Genomic DNA, 22,698 nt, shown 5'->3' with positions numbered 1-22,698 from the left:
GTGGCGTCCCCACGGGGAGTCGAACCCCGGTTGCCGCCGTGAAAAGGCGATGTCCTAGGCCTCTAGACGATGGGGACAAGTGGCGCACCCGGAGCGATTCGAACGCCCGACCTTCTGGTTCGTAGCCAGATACTCTATCCAACTGAGCTACGGGTGCTTTGAACTGTTAATCACCAACTCGTTTGAATTCTAGAGAGTGAACCTTACCTTGTCAAGCTTCTTTAAAAGAATAGGGGATGATGATGCAATTCTTGAGAAGCTGTTTTATACTGATCTTAAGCCTGGCATTCATGACTGTCGCTTAGGCTTTGTGAAAAAAAGGATAACCATTGATGCGAGTTTATCTTGATTTAATGCAGCATGTATTGATGCATGGCGTTAAAAAACCTGATCGGACAGGTACAGGAACCAGATCGATTTTTGGCTATCAGATGCGCTTTAACCTACAAAAAGGGTTTCCACTCGTTACCACAAAAAAATGTCATTGGAAGTCTATTGTGCATGAATTGCTATGGTTTTTACGCGGTGAGACTAATATTGCTTACTTACGTGAACATGGCGTACGTATTTGGGACGAGTGGGCAGATGAGCAAGGTGAATTGGGCCCTGTTTATGGTTATCAATGGCGACATTGGCCAAAGCCAGATGGTACATCAATTGATCAGATCGCCAACGTGATTGATGCGATTCGACATGACCCCTATTCAAGGCGACACCTAGTTTGCGCTTGGAATCCTGCACTGGTAGATCAGATGGCTCTACCGCCTTGCCATTCTTTTTTCCAGTTTTATGTATTGAACAATCAATTATCCTGTCAGTTATACCAGCGCTCAGGAGATATTTTTTTAGGCGTTCCGTTCAATATTGCAAGTTATGCTTTACTCACCATGATGGTTGCGCAGGTCTGTCATTTAGCGCTTGGTGATTTTATCCATACCTTGGGTGATGCACATCTTTATGATAACCATATCATGCAGGCAACTGAACAATTAAATCGTACGCCAAAAGCCTTACCACAAGTTCGTTTAAATCCTGCTGTCGGTGATATTTTTGCTTTTCGTTATGAAGATATTGAATTAATAGGTTATGACCCGCACCCACCGATTAAAGCAACGGTAGCAGTATGACAAAAATTATCTTAATTGCAGCCATTGCGGATAATAATGTCATTGGTTTGAATAATCATATTCCTTGGCATATACCTGAAGATTTAAAGCATTTTAAAGCAGCGACTACAGGTAAAGTGGTGGTTATGGGTCGTAGAACTTATGAATCAATTGGCGAAAAACCCCTACCGAATCGCAAAAATGTTGTGGTAACGCACCAAGTTACTTGGCGCTCTAAGGGGGTAGAGGTAGCACATGGTGTTGAAGAGGCCTTTAATCTACTTAAAAATGAGTCGATTATTTATGTTATTGGCGGTGCTAAGATTTATGAAGCCAGTTTACCTTTTGCGCATGAGCTTTGTTTGACGAAGATTGGTTTACAGGTGGCAGGCGATACTTTTTTTCCTGTATTTGATGTGGCGTACTGGCAAGAAAGCAAGCGTTTGTCGGGTCAGTCAAGCTCTGGTGTTATCTACCATATTGTTAACTATATACGCCGAGACGATTTACCCTCTTGTCAGCAGATCGAATAACGCGTATAAGGCGAGAATCAGGTTTTTTAGCAGAAGCGTTTCACCTACATGGAATAGGTAGGTTGGTTCTTGATGTTGAGGGATTCAGCATGAACTTCAATACAAAGCAAATCTTTCAAAGATGTTAACAGATCGGTTTAATCGAACAATTCGCTATCTTCGCCTATCGGTGATGGATCGGTGTAATTTGCGTTGTACCTATTGTTTACCTAAGCGCTTCAAGGATTTTAAGGAGCCAAGCCGTTGGTTAAATTTTGATCAAATAGCAAGGGTTGTGGGCGCTTTTGTTCGCCTAGGTGTTGATCATGTCCGCATCACGGGTGGCGAGCCGCTATTGCGACGTAATTTGCCCGAATTAGCCAAGCAACTTGCCACATTACCCGGTTTAACGGATTTATCATTGACGACCAATGCGACACAACTGGTTAGGTTTGCCAAGCCACTTTACATGGCTGGCGTCAAACGACTGAATGTCAGTATTGATTCATTGCGTCGTGATTGCATGCAGCAAATTACGGGTTCAGACAGTTTACAGCAAGTAATGGATGGCTTGATGGTAGCCAAAACCGTTGGGTTTTCTCCGATCAAATTAAATATGGTCGTACTCGCTGGCGTGAATGATGGTGATATTGAATCCATGGCAGATTTTTGTATACAAGAAGGTTTTATCCTGCGGTTGATTGAAGCAATGCCTGTTGGACAGTCAGGTAGAAGCGCTGGTTTTGTTAACCTCCAACCTATTTTAGAGCATTTAAAAGCACGTTATCAGTTGGTGCCTTTGACGCAAGAATTAGGTGGGGGACCTGCTCGTTATTGGAGAACCTCGGATGGTCAATTTACTATTGGCATTATTACACCGATTTCACAACATTTTTGCGCGTCTTGTAATCGTGTCCGCTTATCAGTTGATGGTGTGCTCTATTCCTGCTTAGGACAAAATAGTGCATTGCCACTTAAGCCAATTTTAGAAAACCATGATGATGAAGTGCTAACTGAGGCCATTTATCACGCCATTTGGCAAAAACCAGAGCGGCATGAATTTATTGAAGAACCGACTAAAATTGTGCGGTTCATGTCAGCATTAGGCGGTTAAACTAGCTTTCAGAATGTCGGCACAGTATTATTGCTTAAACAACAGCTTCTTGCTTGATTTTTGGTGGTTTGATGAGGTTGTGGTGAGATAAGCCCAATGCCATGACAATTGGGCTAGCAACTAATACTGAAGAGTAAATACCGAACACGATACCAATTGTTAAAGCAAGTGCAAAACCATGCAAAACAGATCCTCCAAAAATGAGCATGGACAGCACCATTGCTTCGGTTGAGCCGTGCGTGATGATAGTACGACTTATGGTTGCTGTAATGGCATTGTCAATAATTTCAGCGACTGGTCTTTTACGCATGCTAGGCCGCTTGAAGTTTTCACGGATTCGATCAAAAACAACAACCGATTCATTAACTGAGTAGCCTAAGACCGCTAAAACACCCGCTAATACCGTTAGTGAAAATTCCCACTGAAAATAAGCAAAGCAACCCAAAATAATGACAATGTCATGCATATTGGCGATGATCGCTGAGAGCGCAAAACGCCACTCAAAGCGCAAAGCCAAATAGAGCATGATGCCCACACAAACTGCTAAAATCACATAAATACCTTGCAGCGCTAATTCAGAACCTACTTGTGGTTGAATGGTTGAACTAGATGCAAGCGTTACGCCTGTATTACCTTGCTTTAATAGCGCCATACAATGCTCAACAGATTGTGTTGAGGAGGCTTTGGTGTTGCTAGGTAATTTGATCTGTACCTCATGTACGCTATTGATTTGTTGCACAGAAAGATTGGTGCCAAATGCTGCCAAACGATGGCGAATGTCTTGTAAGGGTGCAGCATGTGGATAGTGTACCTGTAAAGCAGTACCTCCTGTAAATTCCATTGACAAGTTCAATCCGCGCAACAATAAAAACACAATAGCCAGTAAAAAGGTGATTAAAGAGATGGCGGTAGTAATTTTGCCGTAACTCATGAATGGGATGTCATGTTTGATGCGGAAAAATTCCATAGCGATTTATCCTTAGGCGGGTGTTTTGGGTTGCCAGATTTGACCAATTGAAAGGCTAGCTAACCTGTTGCGGTTGCCGTACCACAGGTGGACTAACCCGCGCGATACGAATACGGCAGAAAACATGGAAGTTAAAATACCCAAACAATGTACGACTGCAAAACCTTTCACTGAACCAGAACCTAAACTAAACAAAGCAGCGCCTGCAATAAATGAGGTTACGTTAGAGTCCAAAATGGTCGCCCAAGCAAATCGATAACCAGCTTGCATCGCAAAATGTGGGGTTGCACCATTTCTTAACTCTTCTCTGATGCGCTCATTAATTAATACGTTTGAGTCAATAGCCATACCGAGCGTCAGTGCGATAGCTGCAATGCCTGGCAAGGTTAGTGTTGCTTGCAAGGCAGATAGTATGGCAAGCAATAGCACGACATTAACCAGCAAAGAACCAGCAGAAATTAAGCCAAATACACGGTAATAGAGCACCATGAAGCAGGCGACGGCAATAAAACCCCAAAGGGTTGCATAAAGCCCTTTTTGAATATTTTCTTGACCCAAGCTCGGGCCAACTATACTCTCTTCAATGATACTCATCGGTGCTGCCAAGGCACCAGAGCGTAAGAGTAGTGCGATGTCATTGGCTTCGGCCGAATTCATATGACCAGAGATTTCTACTTGTCCTCCACCGATCTCGGAGCGAATAACCGGGGCGGTGACCACTTCTGTTTTATTTTTTTCAATTAATACCATGGCCATACGCTGACCAATATTCGCTGCGGTGACTTGTCGAAAGATTTCAGCTCCCCGTGAATCTAAACGAATATGCACAGCAGGCGCACCATTTTGGTCAAAACCAGCTTGGGCATCACTGATGTTATCACCCGTTAATTCAACATCCTGTGAAACAAGGATTTTACGTTGTCCATCGTCTAATAATTCATAGCCAGGTGGTACATTGCCAGTGATCGCTTCGCGGTTTGCTGCTTCATCATCGTCTACCATACGAACCTGCAAAATGGCTGTACGACCCAGAATATCCTTTGCTTTAGCAGTGTCCTGTATACCAGGTAGCTCTACAATGATGCGATCAAATCCAGCTTGCTGTACAACGGGTTCTGCTACCCCTAATTCATTAATGCGGTTGTGCAGCGTATGGATATTTTGCTGGATCATGCGACGCTGTATACGATCCAATTCTCCCTTTGGTAAATCGAGAATAAGCTGATTACTCGACTGTTTGAAAGTTTGCAACGGGGTGGCTTGGCGGATAACTTCCTGACTTTTTTGCGTTGCGAGCGCATTAGCAAAGATCAGCACGATACGCTTATTTTGTTTCATCATGCTGCTTGGTAGGATGTTTTGATCGATCAAGGCATGCCGAAGATCGCTCATATAGCGATCCATGGTTTTATTTAAGACCGCCTCTGTATCTACTTGAAGTAAAAAGTGTACGCCACCGCGTAAATCTAACCCCAAAAATAGGGGCTGCGCTCCAATTTTATGCATCCATACAGGTGAATTAACGAGCTGATTTAATGCCATGATGTAGCTTGAGCCAAACTGTTTTTGGATAGCTAGGTAGGCTTGGTGCTGGTGCTGAGGATTAGCAAATCGTATCTTTACACTGTTTTGATGTAAAAATAAATCGCGATAAGGAATACCTGCTATTTGTAAGGTGATTTTGGCAGCTCTTAGGGTGGATTCATTAATATGCGCAGACTGCCGTGCACTGGAAATTTGGATTGCCGGTACGGTACGAAAAAAATTAGGCAGGATATAAACGGTTGCTAAAGCTAAAATAAAAACAATAACAGCATATTTCCAATGAGCGTAGCGATACATGGCAATCTTTATTGAGATTATGATGCTTTATAGGTGCCTTCCGGTAATTTTGCATTGACGCTAGTGCGTTGTAATTGAATCGTTACGCCTTTAGCAACTTCAATGCTAATAAACTGCTCATCGGTTTTGGCAATACGTCCAATGAGCCCTCCGAGCACCATCACTTCGTCTCCTTTAGATAGGGCACTTCGCATCGCTTGGTCGGATTTATTACGTTTGATTTGGGGGCGAATAATGAAAAAATACCAAAATCCAAAGAAAATCAAGAGCATCGGGATCATGGGTGAGGAAAAGATACTGGCTATTGACGAACTAACAGCAGGAGCAGCAAGCATAGTCATTCCTTATTGAGGGTGAATATTAAGCGCACATTGTAACGTGTTTTGCTATCCTTGACTAGCATTGTTAAAACGAGTCAAAGACAGTTAATAAGTGCCCAGATTGAGTGTATTACGCTAAATAGATAAAATGGATTTTAAAAATGGCAAGGTAATGGGATGATGATGGGATAACGCTTCACGATCCAGTGTATCTATAAGCAAAGTTAAAGCGGAAAGGTTGCGCTGGAAGTGATGCAGCAAGTATCGCAATATGTTATCCGGTATATTAATTTGTTTCGCCTGAGCATAAGTGCGTAGCGCGATGAATTTGTGTTCATCGCTGAGTGCGTGAATTTCATAGACTAACCCTGCACTGATACGCGATCGCAAATCATCGCGCAGCACTAATTGTGAGGGAGGACAATTTGATGCGATCAATAAGCGAGCAGACGGTGTTGTACGAAAAGCGTTATATATCGCAAATAGCGTAGTTTGCGATTCTGTATCGAGTGCTTCGATATGATCAACAGCAAGCTGGTTCGCGTGTTTTATGGCATGTGTAAGTTTTGTGTGTCGCGCATCAATATAAAGAGCAGGTAGTTTTTGTATTGTTGCTTGCTGAATCCAAGCTTTAAGTAGGTGCGTTTTACCAGCGCCTGAATAGCCCCATAATGCAATGAATCGTTCCGTGTTCTTTGAGGCAAGCATGGCCAGTGCTTCATGATTGTCTCCGACAATAAAATGATTAAAGTCATAGTGACTAGGCAAATTGAGATTAAAAATTAATTGTGAAGTGGGCATATTGGTTCAGTAATGTGGCGATGATAGGCTAGAGGGCAATATAACTTTTTAGAATAAACGATCAAATTAAATCAAGCGTTTTTGCTTTTAGGTCTGCGAGATTTACCTGTTGTGCCGATGACCTTTTCGCTGGTTGGATTACCATTACTAACAGGTCATACAACGCGATAACACACCTTATTTTTGAAAGGTACGTTAGAGGTGATAGACAGGTCACAAGCTATTTTTTTAGAACCGATGACTAATATGTAACCCAAAACTTTGTTTATTTTGCCAAGCACCCAGTTCTTGGAGGGTTTCATCACTCCCATAGTCATGGTTAAGCCAATTTATTTTTCCACAAGAGACACCCAAAGTGGTGTGCGTATTGACAAGATAATCTATGCCTAAGATATATTGTCGATAGTCGGACATGGGAACTTCTCGTTCAATGATTTGACCATAACGTTGTTCTGCGACTTGACAGATCGAGTCATCGCATTGCGATACATCAATACAGATATTACGACGACTGCTCTTGTCAATGGTACCAAAAACCACCATGGCCTTAGGTCGGAATTGGCCAAAGGTATAACCTATCCCTGCTAAAATTTCATGTGTTTTAAACCAAGGCCAAGTGAATTTAATGTCCGGATTTTGGAGTATTTCATTGAGCAAACCAATATCTTCTTTAATGACGTCGATTGCTTTTTGACTCGGTGTAACGGGCATGACCGATGAGACATCTCCCCAGCCTTCCCGACTTTGTTTTTGTTGGTAGCCTAATTGCCACCATAGCGGGTGTTGGTCATAGCCAATTTTAATCTGCCGTTGTATATAAATATCTTTATTCGATGTATCAGCAGAAGACTGAGTTGAGGTGGATGGTGATGTAGATCGCTCATTTCTACCAAATCCTGGCATATCTGGAAATCCACCAGGGGAAGGCGTTGAGGGTGTTGTCAAAATATAGGTTCCTCGCGGTGCGACAGTTGTTTGTGCATCGCCTTCTTTTGTAAAAGTAGTGTAGCCCATCGTTAAACCTTTATCTTGAAACTGGAATCCATAACCTGTGACAGGAATGTCAGAAATGGTAAAGGTAATATCGGGTTTGTTGGTTGCACCCGTGATATAACCGCTGGTTCCTCGAATGAGATGAAAAGAAAAGCCGTTTAACGGAGTGGATTGAAAACGATAAGCATTTTTTAGTAGTGTGTCAAAATTATTATAAATAGCGATATTATTAGCGCCTTCTCCCTTCCAGTAATCAGCAAGAGGGTTCTCAGGTAGTGTTGTCAATAAACCATACTTTAACTGCCCAAACTGAAAACCTACACCCGCGTAAACATCTTTAATGGCTAAGTGCTGTGGCGACAAGCGCATATGGGTTCCCCATAATAAGCTCGTCTTTGAAGTGGTTGGCGCAACCGGAAAAACTCCCTTTACTTCTAGGTCAAAATTACCTATCAGTATTGGGTGAGATAGGTTGAAAGATTCGTCTTTGGAGAGTGTTTTTTCAATGCCAGCTTCAACGGTGATATCGTAATCCCAAAAATCAAAAAAAGAAGGCAGTGATTCAGAGTGAGACTTTGGGAGAAGCGGAGCATCGTCGGCACAAGATAAAACTGGCAAACTACTCGCGATGACTAATGCAGCAAGCCAACAATATTTTTTCATATCTCATATCCTAGTCTGATCCTACCTGATTTGATCAGCCAAAATTGTAACATGTTTGATGTGGTTAGGAGAATTAGTTGAAATGTATGTATTGAATGTGCTTACCCTTTAAAACAGGATGCTATTCTTCTAAAAATAGGAATTTTTACCCTAAAATTAAAGTCTAGAGAGTAAAATGAAGCATCTTAATCTTGCCAATTGTTTTGAAGGAGTGCCCATGACGAAACTAGGGGTTCACATTGTCAAACATCCCTTGGTGCAACATAAGTTAGGTTTAATGAGAGCGCGTGATATCAGTACATCACAATTTCGACTATTGACCAAAGAATTGGCAAGATTGTTAACCTACGAAGCAACCCGTGATTTAGATCTTGAGTTAACGAGTATTGAAGGGTGGTGTGGGTCAGTTGATGTATTTCGCATCAAGGGTAAAAAAATCAATGTGGTACCTATTTTACGGGCAGGATTAGGTATGCTCGATGGGGTTATTGATATGATTCCTTCGGCTAAGATCAGTGTGATGGGGCTTTATCGCAATGAAGCAACTTTAGAGCCAGTTCCTTATTTTGATAAGTTTGTCGGTTCGCTTAATCAGCGTTTAGCGCTGATCATTGATCCGATGCTAGCAACAGGTGGGTCAATGTGTGCAACCATTGATTTACTTAAAACAAAAGGCTGTCAACATGTTCGAGCGGTAACGATGGTTTCAGCGCCAGAAGGCGTAGCATTAGTGAATAAACGGCATCCGGATGTAGAAATTTTTACCGCTGCCTTAGATAGCCATCTTAATGAGAATGGTTACATTATTCCAGGTTTGGGAGATGCGGGCGATAAGATATTTGGTACCAAACAAGTAGAGTAGTAGTATGTTGACAAAAATGGTTAGTCTTGTTACAAAGGAGACTGATGGCAAGATTCATGCTATTTAAGCAAGCCGCTACCTGCATATCCTAACCAAACTCTTACCAAAGAAAATATCTTTATACCATGTTTATGGTGTCTTAATATTCTGAAGCCTATAAAACAAGCTACACCAATAATCTTACCAAAGTATTGCTACATATTCCTTGCGTCAGAATCTATACGGATTTTAATGCTTTTATAGAAGCTGGAAAAGCCTTGGCAAAACCGTGTCGTTTATAACGAATGGTTAACAACACGTAAGATTCCCTTAGATGTTTACCGCTATGTGGTTAACGGTAAGTCAGCTTTAGAATGGGTTATGGAGCGTCAAGGTATGAGCGTACACAAGGAAAGCACCCTTCTTAATGATGCAAACTGCTGGGCAACGGAAAAAATGAAGGATGCTGCTTATCCATTAAAGCTTTTCTTGCGTGTTATTACCGTCAGTTTGTATTCCCTGAAAATTGTGAAAGGTTTACCCAAATTAGTGCTGGACGATGTTTAGGCATGACTATTTTTTACCTTAGTATTCAGGTAGAGCAGTCTGCCCAGTAGCATTAGGCTTGATAAAATACTAAATACAATATAGGTATTGATGCTTTCTACAAAAGAGATAGGTTGCCTGACCCAAATGACCCATGCGGCAAATCCCAACGCACCGCAGAGTGTAGCAATAACCTGTGGAATCACATAGTCTCCACAGGAACGAAGCAAGTTCAATAGATAAAGCGATGCGATGCTAGCAATCATGTATAAAATGACGCTACCAATCGATTCTACAAAAACCATTTGGGTCGTAGCGTCATTAGCTACCATCAAACCGAGTGTTGAGCGATTCAAAAAGATAGCTAATATCCCGATGCTCAGAATGATCAAAATCGTCATAGAGCCTTTTTTCGTGCTAGCCCAAATAGGCTGTTTAAGACTATGTTGTTTGGCTACCTCTAAGCCGACCTGTTGACTAACCCCAATAATCGGAATTTGTAGCAAAAGTGTTAACGATATGATGGTTGATAAAGCGATTGCAGCAGGTACTCCTAATCCCGTTACAAGACTTGTTAATTGAAAAGTGGCAAAAGACGTAGCAGCTTGGCAAAGTGCAGCAGGTGCCCCGATCGTAAAGGGTCGAAAAACTTGTTTAATATTGTTGAATGACAAATCAAGAAAAGAAACCAGTTGTTTTTTGTGAATGTATAGTCCCAATACACATAATGCGGTTGCATCTAAAATAACATAGACGCTAATCACTTTAAATAGGCTCAACCCTATTAGTAAAGCGATGCTAACTACGATAGTAATACCACAAAATACTTGTCCAATACGTACGATGGATACAACAGCAGCACGGCCATTACCCTCTAAAAACATGGCACAGATATTGTTGAGTGCTAAAAGCGGAATGGAGATAGTTAGTAGCCCAAAACTCTGGCGAGCACTCTCAAAAATGGGATCTTTCCCCCTAATAAAGTAATCAGCTCCCATGACCGAGATAGCAAGATATAAAATACCCGCTAATCCACCAAATAGCATGATCGAGCCAGCCAGTAATCCTGCACTATCTTTATTCTGCGCTTTGAGCCTTGCAAATTCTGATTGCAAACCCATTTGACCCGCTATAGCAGCCATAAAAAAAATGGAGATGCCAGCCAATAGCAGGGAAAAAGCCGCCACAACATTTGTGTCATAGTGGCCTAGGATCATGATCATAGCCACACCACCAATTTTACCGATATACCGGTTGATGGATAAGAATAAAGAAGATCGAAAAAAAGAGAACGTATTCATAGGTTATGCCTAATGCAATCGACCATTAAAGTATGAAAACATTAACAAGCAGGCGCTATTATAAAGAAAGCGTGTCAAGATGACTGCTTTTTGTTGCTAAGTGCTACTTTTTTTAAAGTAGAGCCAACATTAATTGTACAATAATCCGCTTTGGATCAACTTGAAAATATAACGATGGATGCTCATTTATCGAACCCTGATTTGATGCCAACTTCCGTGCAAGCGCGTACTTGGGCCTGGTATCATTTTGCAGCCTTATGGATTGGGATGGTGATGTGTATCACCGCTTACATGTTATCAGGCAGCCTGATCATGAATGGGATGTCATGGAAGCAGGCTGTTGCAACGATCTTCTTAGGCAATGTCATTGTGTTAATCCCGATGCTCTTAATTGGCCATGCGGGTGTCAAATATGGGATACCTTGCGCAGTATTGATGCGCTCATCTTTTGGTACTTTGGGCGCTAAATTACCCGCCTTTTTGCGTGCCCTGGTTGCTTGTGGGTGGTATGGCATTGATACGTGGATTGGTGGTCAAATGATTTACACGCTTGGTAGTTTGATTCTCGGCGTACCCATAGGGGGTGCTATTTTGCCATTTTTGGGCATCAATTTTGCCCAATTGGTCTGTTTTATGGCCTTTTGGTTCTTGCAATTGTGGTTTATTGTGCATGGGATTGATTCGATACGCAAACTTGAAACTTATACTGCTCCCATTAAGATTGTGATCTGTTTTGTGTTATTGGGATGGGTATACCATCAAGCCGGAGGACTAGGCCCTATTTTGGATCAACCTTCTCAGTTTGAAGCGGGAGGCGCTAAAGCTGGGCAGTTTTGGCAAGTTTTTTGGCCTTCTTTAACGGCGATGGTCGGGTTTTGGGCGGCATTAGCCTTAAGTATTGCTGACTTTACGCGATTTACCAAAAATCAGCGCGAACAAGTGATTGGCCAAATGGTTGGTTTGCCAATTCCCATGGCCATGTTGTCTTTACTTGCGGTTTTAGTGACTTCGGCAACGATTGTGATTTATGGCGAAGCATTATGGGATCCGATTACGCTTGCTGGTCGTATGACGGGCATTGCGGTATTGGTGGCTTTAATTGTGTTATTGGTTGATACTATCAGCGTGAATTTGGCAGCTAATATGGTGGGACCTAGTTACGACTTTTCAGCATTGTATCCACAGAAGATTTCTTACAAGGTGGGCGGCTATATAACCGCAGCTTTAGCTATTTTAATGATGCCTTGGAAAGTGATTGAGACAACAGATGGCTATATTTTTACGTGGTTAATCGGCTACTCTTCCTTATTAGGACCTATTACCGGAATTTTGATTGTGGATTATTTTTTAATTCGCCGCACAAAACTGAATGTTGAAGCGCTTTATCAACTCAAAGGCATTTACCACTATGGGAATGGATGGAACAAGATAGCGTTACTAGCTTTTATATTGGGTGTGCTACCCAATATTCCTGGATTTTTAGGGGCAGCTTTTCCAGCAAGTTTCACAAATATTCCAAGCATTTTTAACAACATTTACACTTATGCATGGTTTGTTGGTTTATTGATTTCGTCAACAATCTATTGGGTTGGTATGTACCGAATTAGATCGTAAGGCTCAAGGTGAGTTTATTTTTTAGAAGAAGATTCTTGCAATTTTAATAAAGTTTGGAAGCCTTTACTTACTTGGCTGGGATCCCATCTACCTTCCCATCCTCTCTCTACCTTGTGATAGCACTTCTCTTCTCTAATAAATCCGAAGGTTGACTCAATAGAGTCAATGGGATATAAACCCGCTCGGATAGCCTGAGCTTTCTTGAGTTTTTGGATTTGTCCATTTTTTAACAAATAAGTTTTATATTCAGGACTGAAACGTAAAAACCTAATTTGGGTAGGAGAATGTACCTTAAAAAAACACAGAGGGAATTGATTTGTTAAAGGATTTTGGTGCTATACATAAATGTAGTGATCCTTTCTGCCCTTTTGCCTCTTTTGTTGCTATTTGTATTAGATAATCGTAACAGGGTTTGGTTGAATCCTTATTAAATCTGTGACAAATATCATGTAACTTTCGTTTTGCCTCTTCTGCCTCTTCGCGCTCTATCGGATCCATATACCCAACCCCAAGCGCCAAAAACAAAACAAATATAGCCTGAATCAAAATATCAATAAAGGATATACCGATGAGCCTTTCCCTTGAAACTTCTCGTTTATGTCTATTCATGCTCAAAATTACATAAAGTCATTTTGATTAGCTTTAATTTTTAAAGGTGCACATCCTAACAAAATAATGTTAAAATAGTAAACATAAAATTGTTGGCATTTGGAGAAATTGATGAACTTTTGGAGCCGGTTGCTCATTTTTTTGGTCTAAAAAAGCGCAAGTTAATTGGTTTTGAAGCAATGTTGGCTTGGTTAAGCTTGCAAGAAAAGCAAGATGAGGCAAGAATAAAAGCCTATCAAGCTATTCAAAGTGGTGATGATCTAAAACCTAACCAAATTCATCCCTATGAAGCTACTTTACGCACAGATAGTATTATGGTGGATACAGAGTGCGCCAAATTTCATGTTGGCGCTATCAAGCAGTATTTTGGTGATTTGCAGCATTTATCCGCATTGTTAAAGTCTGGTTTATATAGTGAGCTGTCTCATGCCGCACCAGAAGACCTTGAAGGTAAAATCAGATCGTGGGTGGCGCAGAATCAAGCTGAAGTAGATCGCATTGTTAAGAAATATCAAGAAACTAAAAAGGATTTAGAGGTATTTAAGGGGGCAAATGGTATTAGCGTTTCTGCAATTTACTCTGATCGAAAGAATGCGTTATACTGGTTAGTGTTTTTTGGTATTGCTGAAGCGTTATTCAACGCTTTTTTCTTAAGGCAGGGAATCAATTTTTTAACTTTTTTATTTGTAGCTTTTGGTATAGCTGCACTGAATATTGTATCGAACACAGTTTTTGGTTTTGCATATCGGATTAAAAACCATATTAATAAAAGAAAAGCCAAGCGTGGCGCGTGGTACCTTATTTTTTCCATCTTAGCAATTTTAATCATTAATGGCATTATTGCCTTTTATAGGTATCGCTATATTAGTGCGAACGAAGGATTTAATGATGCATTTTGGTTAGAAAGCATGGTGTTGTTCTTAATCGGTATTAGTATGGGTATTGCAGCTTTTCAAAAAGGCTATCAATTAGATGATCCCTATCCCGGTTATGGACATTACGCCAGAATGTTTGATAAATGGTCGAAGCGATTAGCGGAAGCGCAAAATGCTCGTGGGGTGTATTGTACCGATCTTAAGCAACGCGCGGATCTGGATTTAGATAATTTAGGCATGCGAATTTTGTCAACCTATGATGACTTTAATGGGAATCTGCCAGAAATTGCAAGAGAAATAAAAGCTTGGGAAGAAGATCGAAAACAGGTTGATTTTGCTTATCAACAACTGCAAGAGATTTTTAAAATTACCATCAGTGCACATCAGCCCAATGGTACTGATGACTACCCACAAAAAATACAAAGCCTATCTGAGAATACGCAGTTGGAAAGTTATAAAACACAGTTAGAAGACTTTATAAAAAATAAGGAAGGTATTCATCAACAAGCTCAAACATTGCAAAAATCAATTCTTTCCCAGAAGAAAAGTTTGCAAGTTTGGTGGCAAAAATCTGACATAACTGATTTACTTAACTTCCCCAAAATGCCCGAGGATAAAAAACATGGCTCAAAAAAAGTAGCGCAAGCAAATGCAGAAGATGAGTACATTCTGAATTGAAATGAAAAATTACAGGGCGCTTACTCAAAAAACCTCAGGTGAAAGCGTTTTAGCTAAGCGTATGATGCTTTTTGCTATTGTATTCGCATTATGTTTGTTTGGCGTAGCCTATTTTTTTAAACCTCCAACATTTGTTGAGTGCAAAAAAGGAGAATTGGAACCTCGTTGTGTTTGCCCAGCAAATGAGAGTTATATTGGCAAAAGAAATATTATTTTTGTTGACATAACTGACAAAATTCCCGAAGGCAAAATAGAGGATTTATATCGGCTGATTAAGGAAACAGCTTTTGTTGAACAAGGATTTTGGTCATGGATTACAGGGGGTAAGAAAATTGAAAAAACGAGTATTTATTTACTTTCTGACCAAAAACCTGCAGAGATGACGCCGGTGGCAAGCTATTGCTCCTTTCCTCCCAATACAACTTGGCTTTTGACCGATCTTTCTGCGACTGAAGAAAAGAGAGTGAAGGATGTTGCTTTGGGTCATGTTAAAAAGGCGGTTGATGATATCTTACAAAGGTGGGATGCGGGTCGTTCTCATATTGTGGAGGCTTTAGTAACGGTTACATCGAATGCAACTTACTGGAAGGCTGGTAGTAAACTGATCGTTTTCTCGGATTTATATGAAAACAGCGATACTTGTGGTTTTTTGAAAGCGGCAACATCCCTACATTTAGCGAAACGGGTTCCGCTTGCAAAAAATGGACCGATATATTAGGCAAAAACTTACTTGGATATTTAAAAAATACCAAGCAAAAAGAGCGTAGCAATGTTGCTATTTGTCAAATTTTATCAAAACCGCAAAAGGAAGGCGTTGTTGCGTTTTGGAGAGCTTTATTTCAGTCTCAGGAGCATAGCATTCTGTTTACTTGTGACCCCAGTGAAATTGCCGATCGTTCTAAATAATATTGATGTGCCTAATTATAGAGGTTTTATATGAATTTGGATGTTAAGTTAACTAAAAATACAGCAAGTGAGATTGAGAAAAAAGCCAGCGATTTATTCTCTCGTTTTCTTGGTTGTGGAATTGTTTTGCTCATTACCTCGATTATATATTTTAAATCTGGTGTAAGTGAATCTAGCCATATTAAGCTTGGGATTGCTATATTTTTTATCAATACAGTAACTATCTTTGGTTATTTCTTTTCTATTAAATCACAAGGTCTAGTCGATGATCCTGATGCTGCCGATTTAGCCTATTATCTTGGTTTTATTCTAACGATTTGTGCTTTAGCAAGCATTTTTATTTTTGAAGCTTTGTATTCTTCTAATGACTTAAATAAGTCTCAATTGATTCAGCATGCTATATTCCAGTTTGGGGTGGGGTTAACGGCAACGATGTTTGGCTTATGGGCTAGAATTCTCTTAGCTGCTCAGTCGACGTTTGACACGAATGGCGCTGACCCTAAAAAGATTTACCGAGCACTAAATGATCAATTAAGCGTTTTCCGAAGAGAAATTAGTGCATTAAACGGTCAATTAGGTAATGAAATCAGTGGCCTTACCAGCCAACTTAAAAAGGATGTAAATGGTTTAGTGCAGGAGATGAACAAATCACAGGAGTCTATGTCAAGACATTCTAACAATTATGCGGAAGCGTTAAAAACATGCTTTGCTGATCTACAGGAAATGACCAAAAAAGCCAATAGTTCTTTCAATGAAGTTGGGAATGAATTGTGTCAGGCCAACCAAAAGATGGTGACTAACTTAAATGCTAAAGGTGTTGATCAATCAATTGCAAGTTTTTTGAAGTCTCTTAATGAGCTCAAGGAAGTGGCTGTTAGTTTTACCGAAACCAAAAAATCTTTTGTTGCTTCCTTTGAAAATATTACGGGAGCCACAGGAAATTTATTAACCCAGTTTTCTTCATTTGGAGATGGGTTTAAAACAGCAAATAATCATCTAGATGTCATGAAGAACAATATGAAGTTAAGTGCAGATGGTTTATTCACTCTCCAAAGAGAAATTGGATCATTGGCTAATGTATTAAGTAGTTCCAAAGTGGCTTTAGATAATTTTGCGCAAGCAACTAAAAGCTTAGAAGGTGTTCGTTTTGTTCCTAAGAAATGGCAGTGGTTTAAAAAATGGTTGGAGTAATAAAAAATTCAGCCTTTTTTGCAAGCAGAACCCGTTTCGCTCAATGCAGGAATATGGCCGCTTTCAAAAAACCACAAGCATCGCTATTTTCATACTTTGGTTTCTATTTTCAAAAGCTTGTTACCATACAGACAGATTTTGTGCTTTTAGAGTTCTTTTTGTCACTTACTAGCTCAAAATTTCCACCTTTACTGGCTTAATCAAGGTAATCACCGTGAACATGCAAAAGCAAAGGTTGATTGAATTATTGCAGTTTTGCTCTCAATCAACTCGTCTTCGCGGAAACCCAGTGGCAAATATATCTGCACATAACAATTTTTTGCTTTATGAGGAGAATTTAAGCGGAGCGATTGGGATACACTTTAATATCTCTCAGCAAGATGATGATGAAATTTGGTTGTCCGTTGATAGATTGCACGAAACTTCTCCACCAGAGATTACAAATATATGGCTTCGCCCATGGGTTAGTTTTACGCACGGTCCGCAAAATGAACCAACACTTCTCGCGACGGTAAGTGGTGCTTCTTTAATAAAAACAGGTACGCATTTCCCAAAGCAAGCTCTAGAGGAAAGCGAAAGCAAAGGACCATTTGTTGATCCAGATGCACTTATCAATATCGAAAACTATAATGAATCAATGAAGGTTCAGAAGCTTTTCGATGAATACGTTGCGCTTCAGTGGGTACCCTGGTCTCTTGAGGAAAAGAAACGTCTTCATACTATTAAGTTATATAGCGAACTTTACACATTAAAACAACAGCTTGATGGCGAAATTGTTGAAGCGCAACCTGAGCTTGTATGGGGCATAGGTGTTGGAGTTTGGAAAACAAATGCAACTACCGTTCGCTATCCGATCATTGGGCAATTAGTCGAGCTTACTCTTAATCAAAAAACAGCTGCTATTGAGATTCGCCCAAGAAGCAATATCGAGCCAAGAGTCGAATTAGACTGGTATGTTTCTCAAAAAAATTACGGAACAACTGGTCTTGAAAAAGCCGCAAAAGAATTTTTCGATGAACTTCAAGTTGTTATTTCACCATTTGATCATAGTACATATGAGCCACTTTTGAGAAATGCTGCAACTAATTTAGATGCCCATGGTATTTATTGGCTAGACCAAACTCAACCGAGTGATCGTGCTGTTCCGAAGGCAGATGATCGATTAAAAGTAACCGATACTTGGATACTATTTGCTAGGCCGAGAACTCATAGTGCTTATTTACAAGATCTTGATCGCATGATCAAAGCTGTTGAAGAACAAGAAGCATTTCCACCAGCTGTATTAGCAATCATTACTGAGCCAGATACTGAAAATCCGGAGATTAAGCTGGCAGAATTTAGAGGTTTTTCTACTGTTTACCGTGATGGAATGAATCTTGAGCATAATTCGAAAGACTTTTATTTTCCTAAGCCCTTTAATGGTGAGCAAGTTAAAATTATCCAGCGTCTTGAGTCTCATAGTGGAGTTGTTGTCCAAGGACCTCCTGGAACTGGAAAAACCCATACTATCGCAAATATTATTTGCCATTTTCTTGCCAATGGTAAACGCATATTAGTTACATCCATGAAAGATCCAGCCTTAAGTGTTTTGCATCAACAATTGCCTGATGAGATTAAACCCCTAGCCATACCATTGTTAACTAATGATCAAGATGGACAAAAGCAATTTGAATATTCTATACAAAAAATCTCATCTGCCATTCAAAGTGTAGATCGCAGTACCACTGCAAAAGAAATTAATCATTTGGAAGAAAATATTGATGCTTTACACAGCAAGCTCGCAAAAATTGATTGGGATATTTCAGTGCTCGCAAAAAAGATTTTTGGAAAAATTGCTATCAATGAAGCTGAGATTGATCCTTATGTCGCTACCTTAGAATTAATTGAGAATAAAGGAAATTATGAATGGATTGAAGATACCATAACTATCTCTTCTCAATTCGATCCTCTTTTCAACAACGAAGATATCAAGGCATTGAAGGATGTTCGTAGGAAACTTGGTCATGATATTGCATATGTAAAATCATCATTACCACAAATGATTGAATTACCAAAAGCGGAAGAAATTTTACAAATTCACCAAGATATTTCAAGGTTGGAGGAATTAAAAAAAGAAGCCGAAGCTGATGGTATGCCAAATCTTATGGATACCACTCAAAAAACTTTTGAAGCTGTTCGGGCTTTAAGTGAAGATATAAAAAAATTGCAGAAAATACGCGAAACTTTAAAAGCGGCTGATTATAAATGGCTCTTATTAGTTACGCAAAACATAGAAGACCGTTCAAAGCGAGATTTTGTAAAAAATCTATATGAACTTGGAGAAAAATTCAAGCGAATCCCAGGAGTACGCGAGCGCTTTATCAAAAAACCAGTATCTGTTCCGGATGAAATGCAACCAGAATTACTGGAAGCGATAAAAAGACTATCTGAAGGCAAATATCCATTTGGTCTTTCCGGATTGCTTGGTAAATCCGCAGAGAAAAAAGCAATTAAGGATATTAGGATCCTCGGTCATGATCCGCGCGATGAAGATGAATGGAAACATGTTGCCAGCTATATTAAATTTCAGAAAGACTTAAAAGAGCTTACTATTCGTTGGAATGTTATTGCACCGGAAGTTGGTTTGCCAAGGGTTGCTGTTTCTGCAAAAAGCGCTCAGCAAGCTTATGAGTTTTTACTTGTTTTTGAAAATATAGGAAAACAAGTTGAATTGAAACAAAAAATTTCCTTAAAAGCCAAAAAACTATTTCCGCTCTGGTTGAACTCTGATTTGGCGATTGGCAATAAAGATATTGTTGATGAGTTGATTGTTGTACTCAACCATCATTTATCAAAAAGCCGGCTGGCAAATGTATGGGCACAAAAATCAGAATTTCAGAAAATTTTGACAAACAAAAGCGGGTTAATTGTTGAGGCAATTCGTGCTTTTTTAAATCAAACGTTAGGTGATCCGCTTGTAACAGATAGCAAGATACAAGAAACTTGGTTGGAATTAACTGCCGAACTTTCTCGCGTTTTGAAACTACGCCCTCAGCTGGATGTAGTGGTTCGTGTCACCGAACTTATCAAGCAATCTGGAGCCCCTGAGTATGCAATGCGTTTACAGCAACCAGTGAGTGGTGCTATTGACCATTTGTTACCCAACAATTTGCAATAAAGTTGGAAACTAAAGCGTTTAGCGGTTTATCTTGAAGAAATTGACTGCCAAAAGCAACTTCAAACTTTATCCAAAGATAGACATGATACCGAAACTAGATTAGCTAAGACCTACCAAGATGTCATTGTAAAAAGAACTTGGTTAAAAATTGAAGAAAATGCTTCGCCAAAGGTACGTTCTGCACTCCAAGCTTATCTTGCTGCTATTCAAAAAATGGGAAAAGGAACTGGTAAACGTGAAGTTCGTTATCGCAAAAATGCACGGGATGCAGCTTCCCAAGCAAATTGGGCTGTACCTTGCTGGATTATGCGACATGATAGAGTTTCTGAATCGTTGCCACCTAATTTAGGGGATTTTGATCTTGTTATTGTAGATGAAGCTTCGCAATCTGATTTAGTGGCCTTACCAGTATTACTGCGCGCTCAAAAAGTTCTAATTGTGGGCGATGATAAACAAGTATCTCCAGAAGGGGTAGGATTGGAAGAAAAAATTAGGCATTTAATGGATCAATGTCTAGGTAATCAAGTTGGGATTTATAAATCAGTCATGTCGCCAGAAAGATCAATATACGATTTATTTAAAACTGTTTATGCAAATAATACCGTCATGCTCAAGGAACATTTTAGATGTGTTCATCCAATCATTGAGTATTCAAAACGTGAATTTTACAATCATGAACTTATACCTATTCGATTACCAAAAATGTCTGAAAGGCTTGATCCACCGCTGATTGATGTTCTTATCCAAGATGGATATCGAGCAGGAGATGAAAATATCGCAGAAGCAAAATTTATTGTGGCAGAAATTAAAAAAATAGTTAACGATGAGTCCTTGTCTAGCCGTTCAATTGGTATTGTATCTTTACTAGCCAAACAACAAGCCTGTCGAATTCGTGATATGTTAATACAAGAGCTAGGCTCTGAAGTATGGGACAAGCATCGAATTGCTTATGGTGGTGCAAGTGATTTCCAGGGCAAAGAGCGAGATATTGTATTTTTATCGATGGTAGTTGCGCCCAACGAATTAGGCGCTCCTTTAACTAGAGAGACTTATGCTCAACGATTTAATGTAGCAGCTTCGCGTGCCCGTGATCGTATGTATTTAGTTAGGTCTGTTTCTATCGAACAGCTAAGTCCAGCTGATAAGTTTCGACGTAGTCTAATTGCGCATTTTTCTGCACCGTTTTCCTACAATGAAAGTTGTAGAAAGGATACGCGCGAATTATGCGAATCAGAATTCGAAAAAGCAGTGTACGATGTACTAACAGAGCGTGGGTATAGGGTAATTCCCCAGGTACAAATTGGTCAATTATTTCGAATTGATATGGTTGTAGAAGGTGAGAATGATGCACGTTTAGCTATTGAATGTGATGGTGACCAGTATCACGGCCCAGAAAAATGGGAGGATGATATAGCGCGCCAAAGAATGTTAGAGAGAGCAGGCTGGGTTTTTTGGCGGTGTCTTGCTTCAACATGGTTTAGACGAAGAGAAGAAATGATTGAAGACCTTATTGGAGCGTTGAGCGAAAATAATGTATATCCTACCAGCTCTGATGGTGTAGTACCCAGTCTTTATTGCGAACAGCGTGTTGTTAATACTCTAGAGCTAGACATAGTATCAAATAATGATCTTAAAGAAACCATTGAAGATTCTGAGCAAACATAAGATTCAACAGTAGAAAATCGGTATATTGACACATCAACAATTTTGACAAAGGATAACAAAAGCACCAGCACAAAAACTGAACTAACGGTAGAGGTTGGCGACGTTATACATTACATTGATTTAGCGAACCCAGAAGATATTTTGACGATTCAAATAACAAACACCAAAGATGATCTTGATAATGGTATTGTAAATGAAAGCAGGCCTATTGCAAAATCGTTACTCGGATTAGCTGTCGGAGATCAAAAGCGACTACATCTTGTTGGTAAACTATCGAAAATTTTACAGATTAAAGAAATAAAACGTTCTGCTGTTTAACAGGTAAATTTTTTGACGCATCTATCCTACCAGGAATCCAATAGCAGCATTTTGTTTTTGAATGATTTTTTTGCAATTTTTGTTTTTTTGAGCGAGTGGAATCATTCTTGACTAAGACGAGCAACTCAGTAATTAAAACCACCTCCAATGGAAATGAGGAATTGAAATGTTGATTGGTTGGTGGAGACGAGGAGGATCGAACTCCCGACCTTCGCATTGCGAACGCGACGCTCTCCCAGCTGAGCTACGTCCCCCTTACTAGAAGTATTGTAGCATAGCCACATTAGTCCAATAAATGGTTGAGTCAATGATTCAAAATGAAGCTATATGCTTCAATCTTTTTGCGATGCTTATAAATTAGCCTTCACAGGTTTTGTGATTGTTGTTAAAATGGTCGGCTAGTAATTTTTTTACTTGTGATCCTAACCTAAGGAATCAGTTTTCATGACAAGTATTAAGCTAAAAGAAAATGAGCCATTTGAGCTTGCTGCACGGCGTTTCAAACGTGCCGTTGAAAAAACAGGTTTGCTAACGGAGTTGCGGGCACGCGAATTTTACGAAAAGCCTACAACAGAACGTAAAAGGAAAGCTGCAGCAGCCGTTAAACGGCATTTCAAGCGCTTAAGAAGCCAAATGTTGCCTCCCAAACTCTTCTAGTTTTTTGTTTGAGTTGAATAGT

19 protein-coding genes, 3 tRNA genes and 1 pseudogene are annotated in these 22,698 nt (G+C 39.9%); 13 read left to right on the top strand and 10 right to left on the bottom strand.

Features of this window, described 5'->3' with window-relative positions:
- Position 1 precedes the first annotated feature (1 nt).
- Positions 2 to 77, bottom strand: a tRNA-Glu gene (locus IPK86_03305).
- 3 nt (positions 78 to 80) lie between these two features.
- Positions 81 to 157: transfer RNA gene (locus IPK86_03300), tRNA-Arg, on the bottom strand.
- 175 nt (positions 158 to 332) lie between these two features.
- Here IPK86_03300 and IPK86_03295 point away from each other — a divergent pair.
- The 3 genes from IPK86_03295 (at position 333) to moaA (ending at position 2,732) form a co-directional block, all read left to right on the top strand.
- Positions 333 to 1,127, top strand: coding sequence for a thymidylate synthase (locus tag IPK86_03295; GenBank protein QQS16462.1), 795 nt, complete (start codon positions 333 to 335; stop codon positions 1,125 to 1,127).
- The gene (locus IPK86_03290) at positions 1,124 to 1,639 is read left to right on the top strand and encodes a dihydrofolate reductase (protein QQS16461.1); all 516 of its coding nucleotides are present in this window, start codon (positions 1,124 to 1,126) and stop codon (positions 1,637 to 1,639) included. The genes IPK86_03295 and IPK86_03290 overlap by 4 nt, the downstream gene beginning before the upstream one ends.
- 121 nt (positions 1,640 to 1,760) lie before the next feature.
- The gene (gene moaA / locus IPK86_03285; protein ID QQS16460.1) at positions 1,761 to 2,732 is read left to right on the top strand and encodes a GTP 3',8-cyclase MoaA; all 972 of its coding nucleotides are present in this window, start codon (positions 1,761 to 1,763) and stop codon (positions 2,730 to 2,732) included.
- Positions 2,733 to 2,766: 34 nt separating this feature from the next.
- Here the strand turns inward: moaA and secF are convergent, their stop codons facing one another.
- The 5 genes from secF to IPK86_03260 all read right to left on the bottom strand — a co-directional run bounded on the left by secF (position 2,767) and on the right by IPK86_03260 (position 8,318).
- Positions 2,767 to 3,699 carry a protein translocase subunit SecF gene (secF, locus tag IPK86_03280; GenBank protein ID QQS16459.1) on the bottom strand — a complete coding sequence of 311 codons (933 nt, stop codon included), beginning with the start codon at positions 3,697 to 3,699 and terminating at the stop codon, positions 2,767 to 2,769.
- Between the two features lie 12 nt (positions 3,700 to 3,711).
- On the bottom strand, positions 3,712 to 5,541 hold the full coding sequence (gene secD, locus IPK86_03275) for a protein translocase subunit SecD (GenBank protein ID QQS16458.1): 1,830 nt from the start codon (positions 5,539 to 5,541) through the stop codon (positions 3,712 to 3,714).
- 17 nt (positions 5,542 to 5,558) lie between these two features.
- Positions 5,559 to 5,882: a preprotein translocase subunit YajC gene (gene yajC, locus IPK86_03270; protein ID QQS16457.1), complete on the bottom strand. Its 324-nt coding sequence runs from the start codon at positions 5,880 to 5,882 to the stop codon at positions 5,559 to 5,561.
- 114 nt (positions 5,883 to 5,996) lie between these two features.
- Positions 5,997 to 6,662 (bottom strand): DnaA regulatory inactivator Hda, encoded by a 666-nt coding sequence (gene hda / locus IPK86_03265; protein ID QQS16456.1) that lies wholly within the window; start codon positions 6,660 to 6,662, stop codon positions 5,997 to 5,999.
- A gap of 228 nt (positions 6,663 to 6,890) precedes the next feature.
- Positions 6,891 to 8,318: a hypothetical protein gene (locus tag IPK86_03260; protein ID QQS16455.1), complete on the bottom strand. Its 1,428-nt coding sequence runs from the start codon at positions 8,316 to 8,318 to the stop codon at positions 6,891 to 6,893.
- A gap of 217 nt (positions 8,319 to 8,535) precedes the next feature.
- Here IPK86_03260 and upp point away from each other — a divergent pair, with 217 nt between their 5' ends.
- Both upp and IPK86_03250 read left to right on the top strand, forming a co-directional pair.
- Positions 8,536 to 9,180 carry a uracil phosphoribosyltransferase gene (upp, locus tag IPK86_03255; protein QQS16454.1) on the top strand — a complete coding sequence of 215 codons (645 nt, stop codon included), beginning with the start codon at positions 8,536 to 8,538 and terminating at the stop codon, positions 9,178 to 9,180.
- Between the two features lie 114 nt (positions 9,181 to 9,294).
- A pseudogene (locus IPK86_03250) lies at positions 9,295 to 9,726 on the top strand (hypothetical protein).
- Here IPK86_03250 and IPK86_03245 read toward each other — a convergent pair.
- Positions 9,723 to 11,006: a hypothetical protein gene (locus IPK86_03245; protein ID QQS16453.1), complete on the bottom strand. Its 1,284-nt coding sequence runs from the start codon at positions 11,004 to 11,006 to the stop codon at positions 9,723 to 9,725. The pseudogene IPK86_03250 and the gene IPK86_03245 overlap by 4 nt on opposite strands.
- A gap of 174 nt (positions 11,007 to 11,180) precedes the next feature.
- Here IPK86_03245 and IPK86_03240 point away from each other — a divergent pair, with 174 nt between their 5' ends.
- Positions 11,181 to 12,620 (top strand): NCS1 family nucleobase:cation symporter-1, encoded by a 1,440-nt coding sequence (locus IPK86_03240; protein QQS16452.1) that lies wholly within the window; start codon positions 11,181 to 11,183, stop codon positions 12,618 to 12,620.
- A 291-nt stretch (positions 12,621 to 12,911) separates the two neighbouring features.
- Here IPK86_03240 and IPK86_03235 read toward each other — a convergent pair whose 3' ends face one another.
- The gene (locus tag IPK86_03235) at positions 12,912 to 13,229 is read right to left on the bottom strand and encodes a hypothetical protein (GenBank protein QQS16451.1); all 318 of its coding nucleotides are present in this window, start codon (positions 13,227 to 13,229) and stop codon (positions 12,912 to 12,914) included.
- Positions 13,230 to 13,321: 92 nt separating this feature from the next.
- On the opposite strand from IPK86_03235, the gene IPK86_03230 reads away from it, so the two are divergent.
- The 6 genes from IPK86_03230 to IPK86_03205 all read left to right on the top strand — a co-directional run bounded on the left by IPK86_03230 (position 13,322) and on the right by IPK86_03205 (position 22,019).
- Positions 13,322 to 14,782: a hypothetical protein gene (locus IPK86_03230; protein QQS16450.1), complete on the top strand. Its 1,461-nt coding sequence runs from the start codon at positions 13,322 to 13,324 to the stop codon at positions 14,780 to 14,782.
- Between the two features lie 61 nt (positions 14,783 to 14,843).
- The gene (locus IPK86_03225) at positions 14,844 to 15,500 is read left to right on the top strand and encodes a hypothetical protein (GenBank protein QQS16449.1); all 657 of its coding nucleotides are present in this window, start codon (positions 14,844 to 14,846) and stop codon (positions 15,498 to 15,500) included.
- Between the two features lie 218 nt (positions 15,501 to 15,718).
- Entirely contained in the window at positions 15,719 to 16,879 is a 1,161-nt protein-coding gene (locus IPK86_03220) for a hypothetical protein (GenBank protein ID QQS16448.1), read from the top strand.
- A gap of 214 nt (positions 16,880 to 17,093) precedes the next feature.
- Entirely contained in the window at positions 17,094 to 20,036 is a 2,943-nt protein-coding gene (locus IPK86_03215) for a hypothetical protein (GenBank protein QQS16447.1), read from the top strand.
- A 213-nt stretch (positions 20,037 to 20,249) separates the two neighbouring features.
- Positions 20,250 to 21,701: a hypothetical protein gene (locus IPK86_03210; GenBank protein ID QQS16446.1), complete on the top strand. Its 1,452-nt coding sequence runs from the start codon at positions 20,250 to 20,252 to the stop codon at positions 21,699 to 21,701.
- Positions 21,702 to 21,743: 42 nt separating this feature from the next.
- The gene (locus tag IPK86_03205; GenBank protein ID QQS16445.1) at positions 21,744 to 22,019 is read left to right on the top strand and encodes a GreA/GreB family elongation factor; all 276 of its coding nucleotides are present in this window, start codon (positions 21,744 to 21,746) and stop codon (positions 22,017 to 22,019) included.
- A 178-nt stretch (positions 22,020 to 22,197) separates the two neighbouring features.
- On the opposite strand, the gene IPK86_03200 is transcribed toward IPK86_03205, so the two are convergent.
- A tRNA-Ala gene (locus IPK86_03200) sits at positions 22,198 to 22,273 on the bottom strand.
- A gap of 190 nt (positions 22,274 to 22,463) precedes the next feature.
- Between IPK86_03200 and IPK86_03195 the strand changes: the two genes are divergently transcribed.
- A complete protein-coding gene (locus IPK86_03195) occupies positions 22,464 to 22,676 on the top strand; it encodes a 30S ribosomal protein S21 (protein QQS16444.1) in 213 nt (70 codons plus the stop codon).
- Positions 22,677 to 22,698 lie beyond the last annotated feature (22 nt).

This window comes from Neisseriales bacterium (assembly GCA_016699915.1).
Taxonomy (GTDB): Bacteria; Pseudomonadota; Gammaproteobacteria; order Burkholderiales; family Q3-R57-64; genus Q3-R57-64.
The sequence above is the reverse complement of the archived record's forward strand: the minus strand, read 5'-3'. Positions and strand labels throughout refer to the sequence as shown.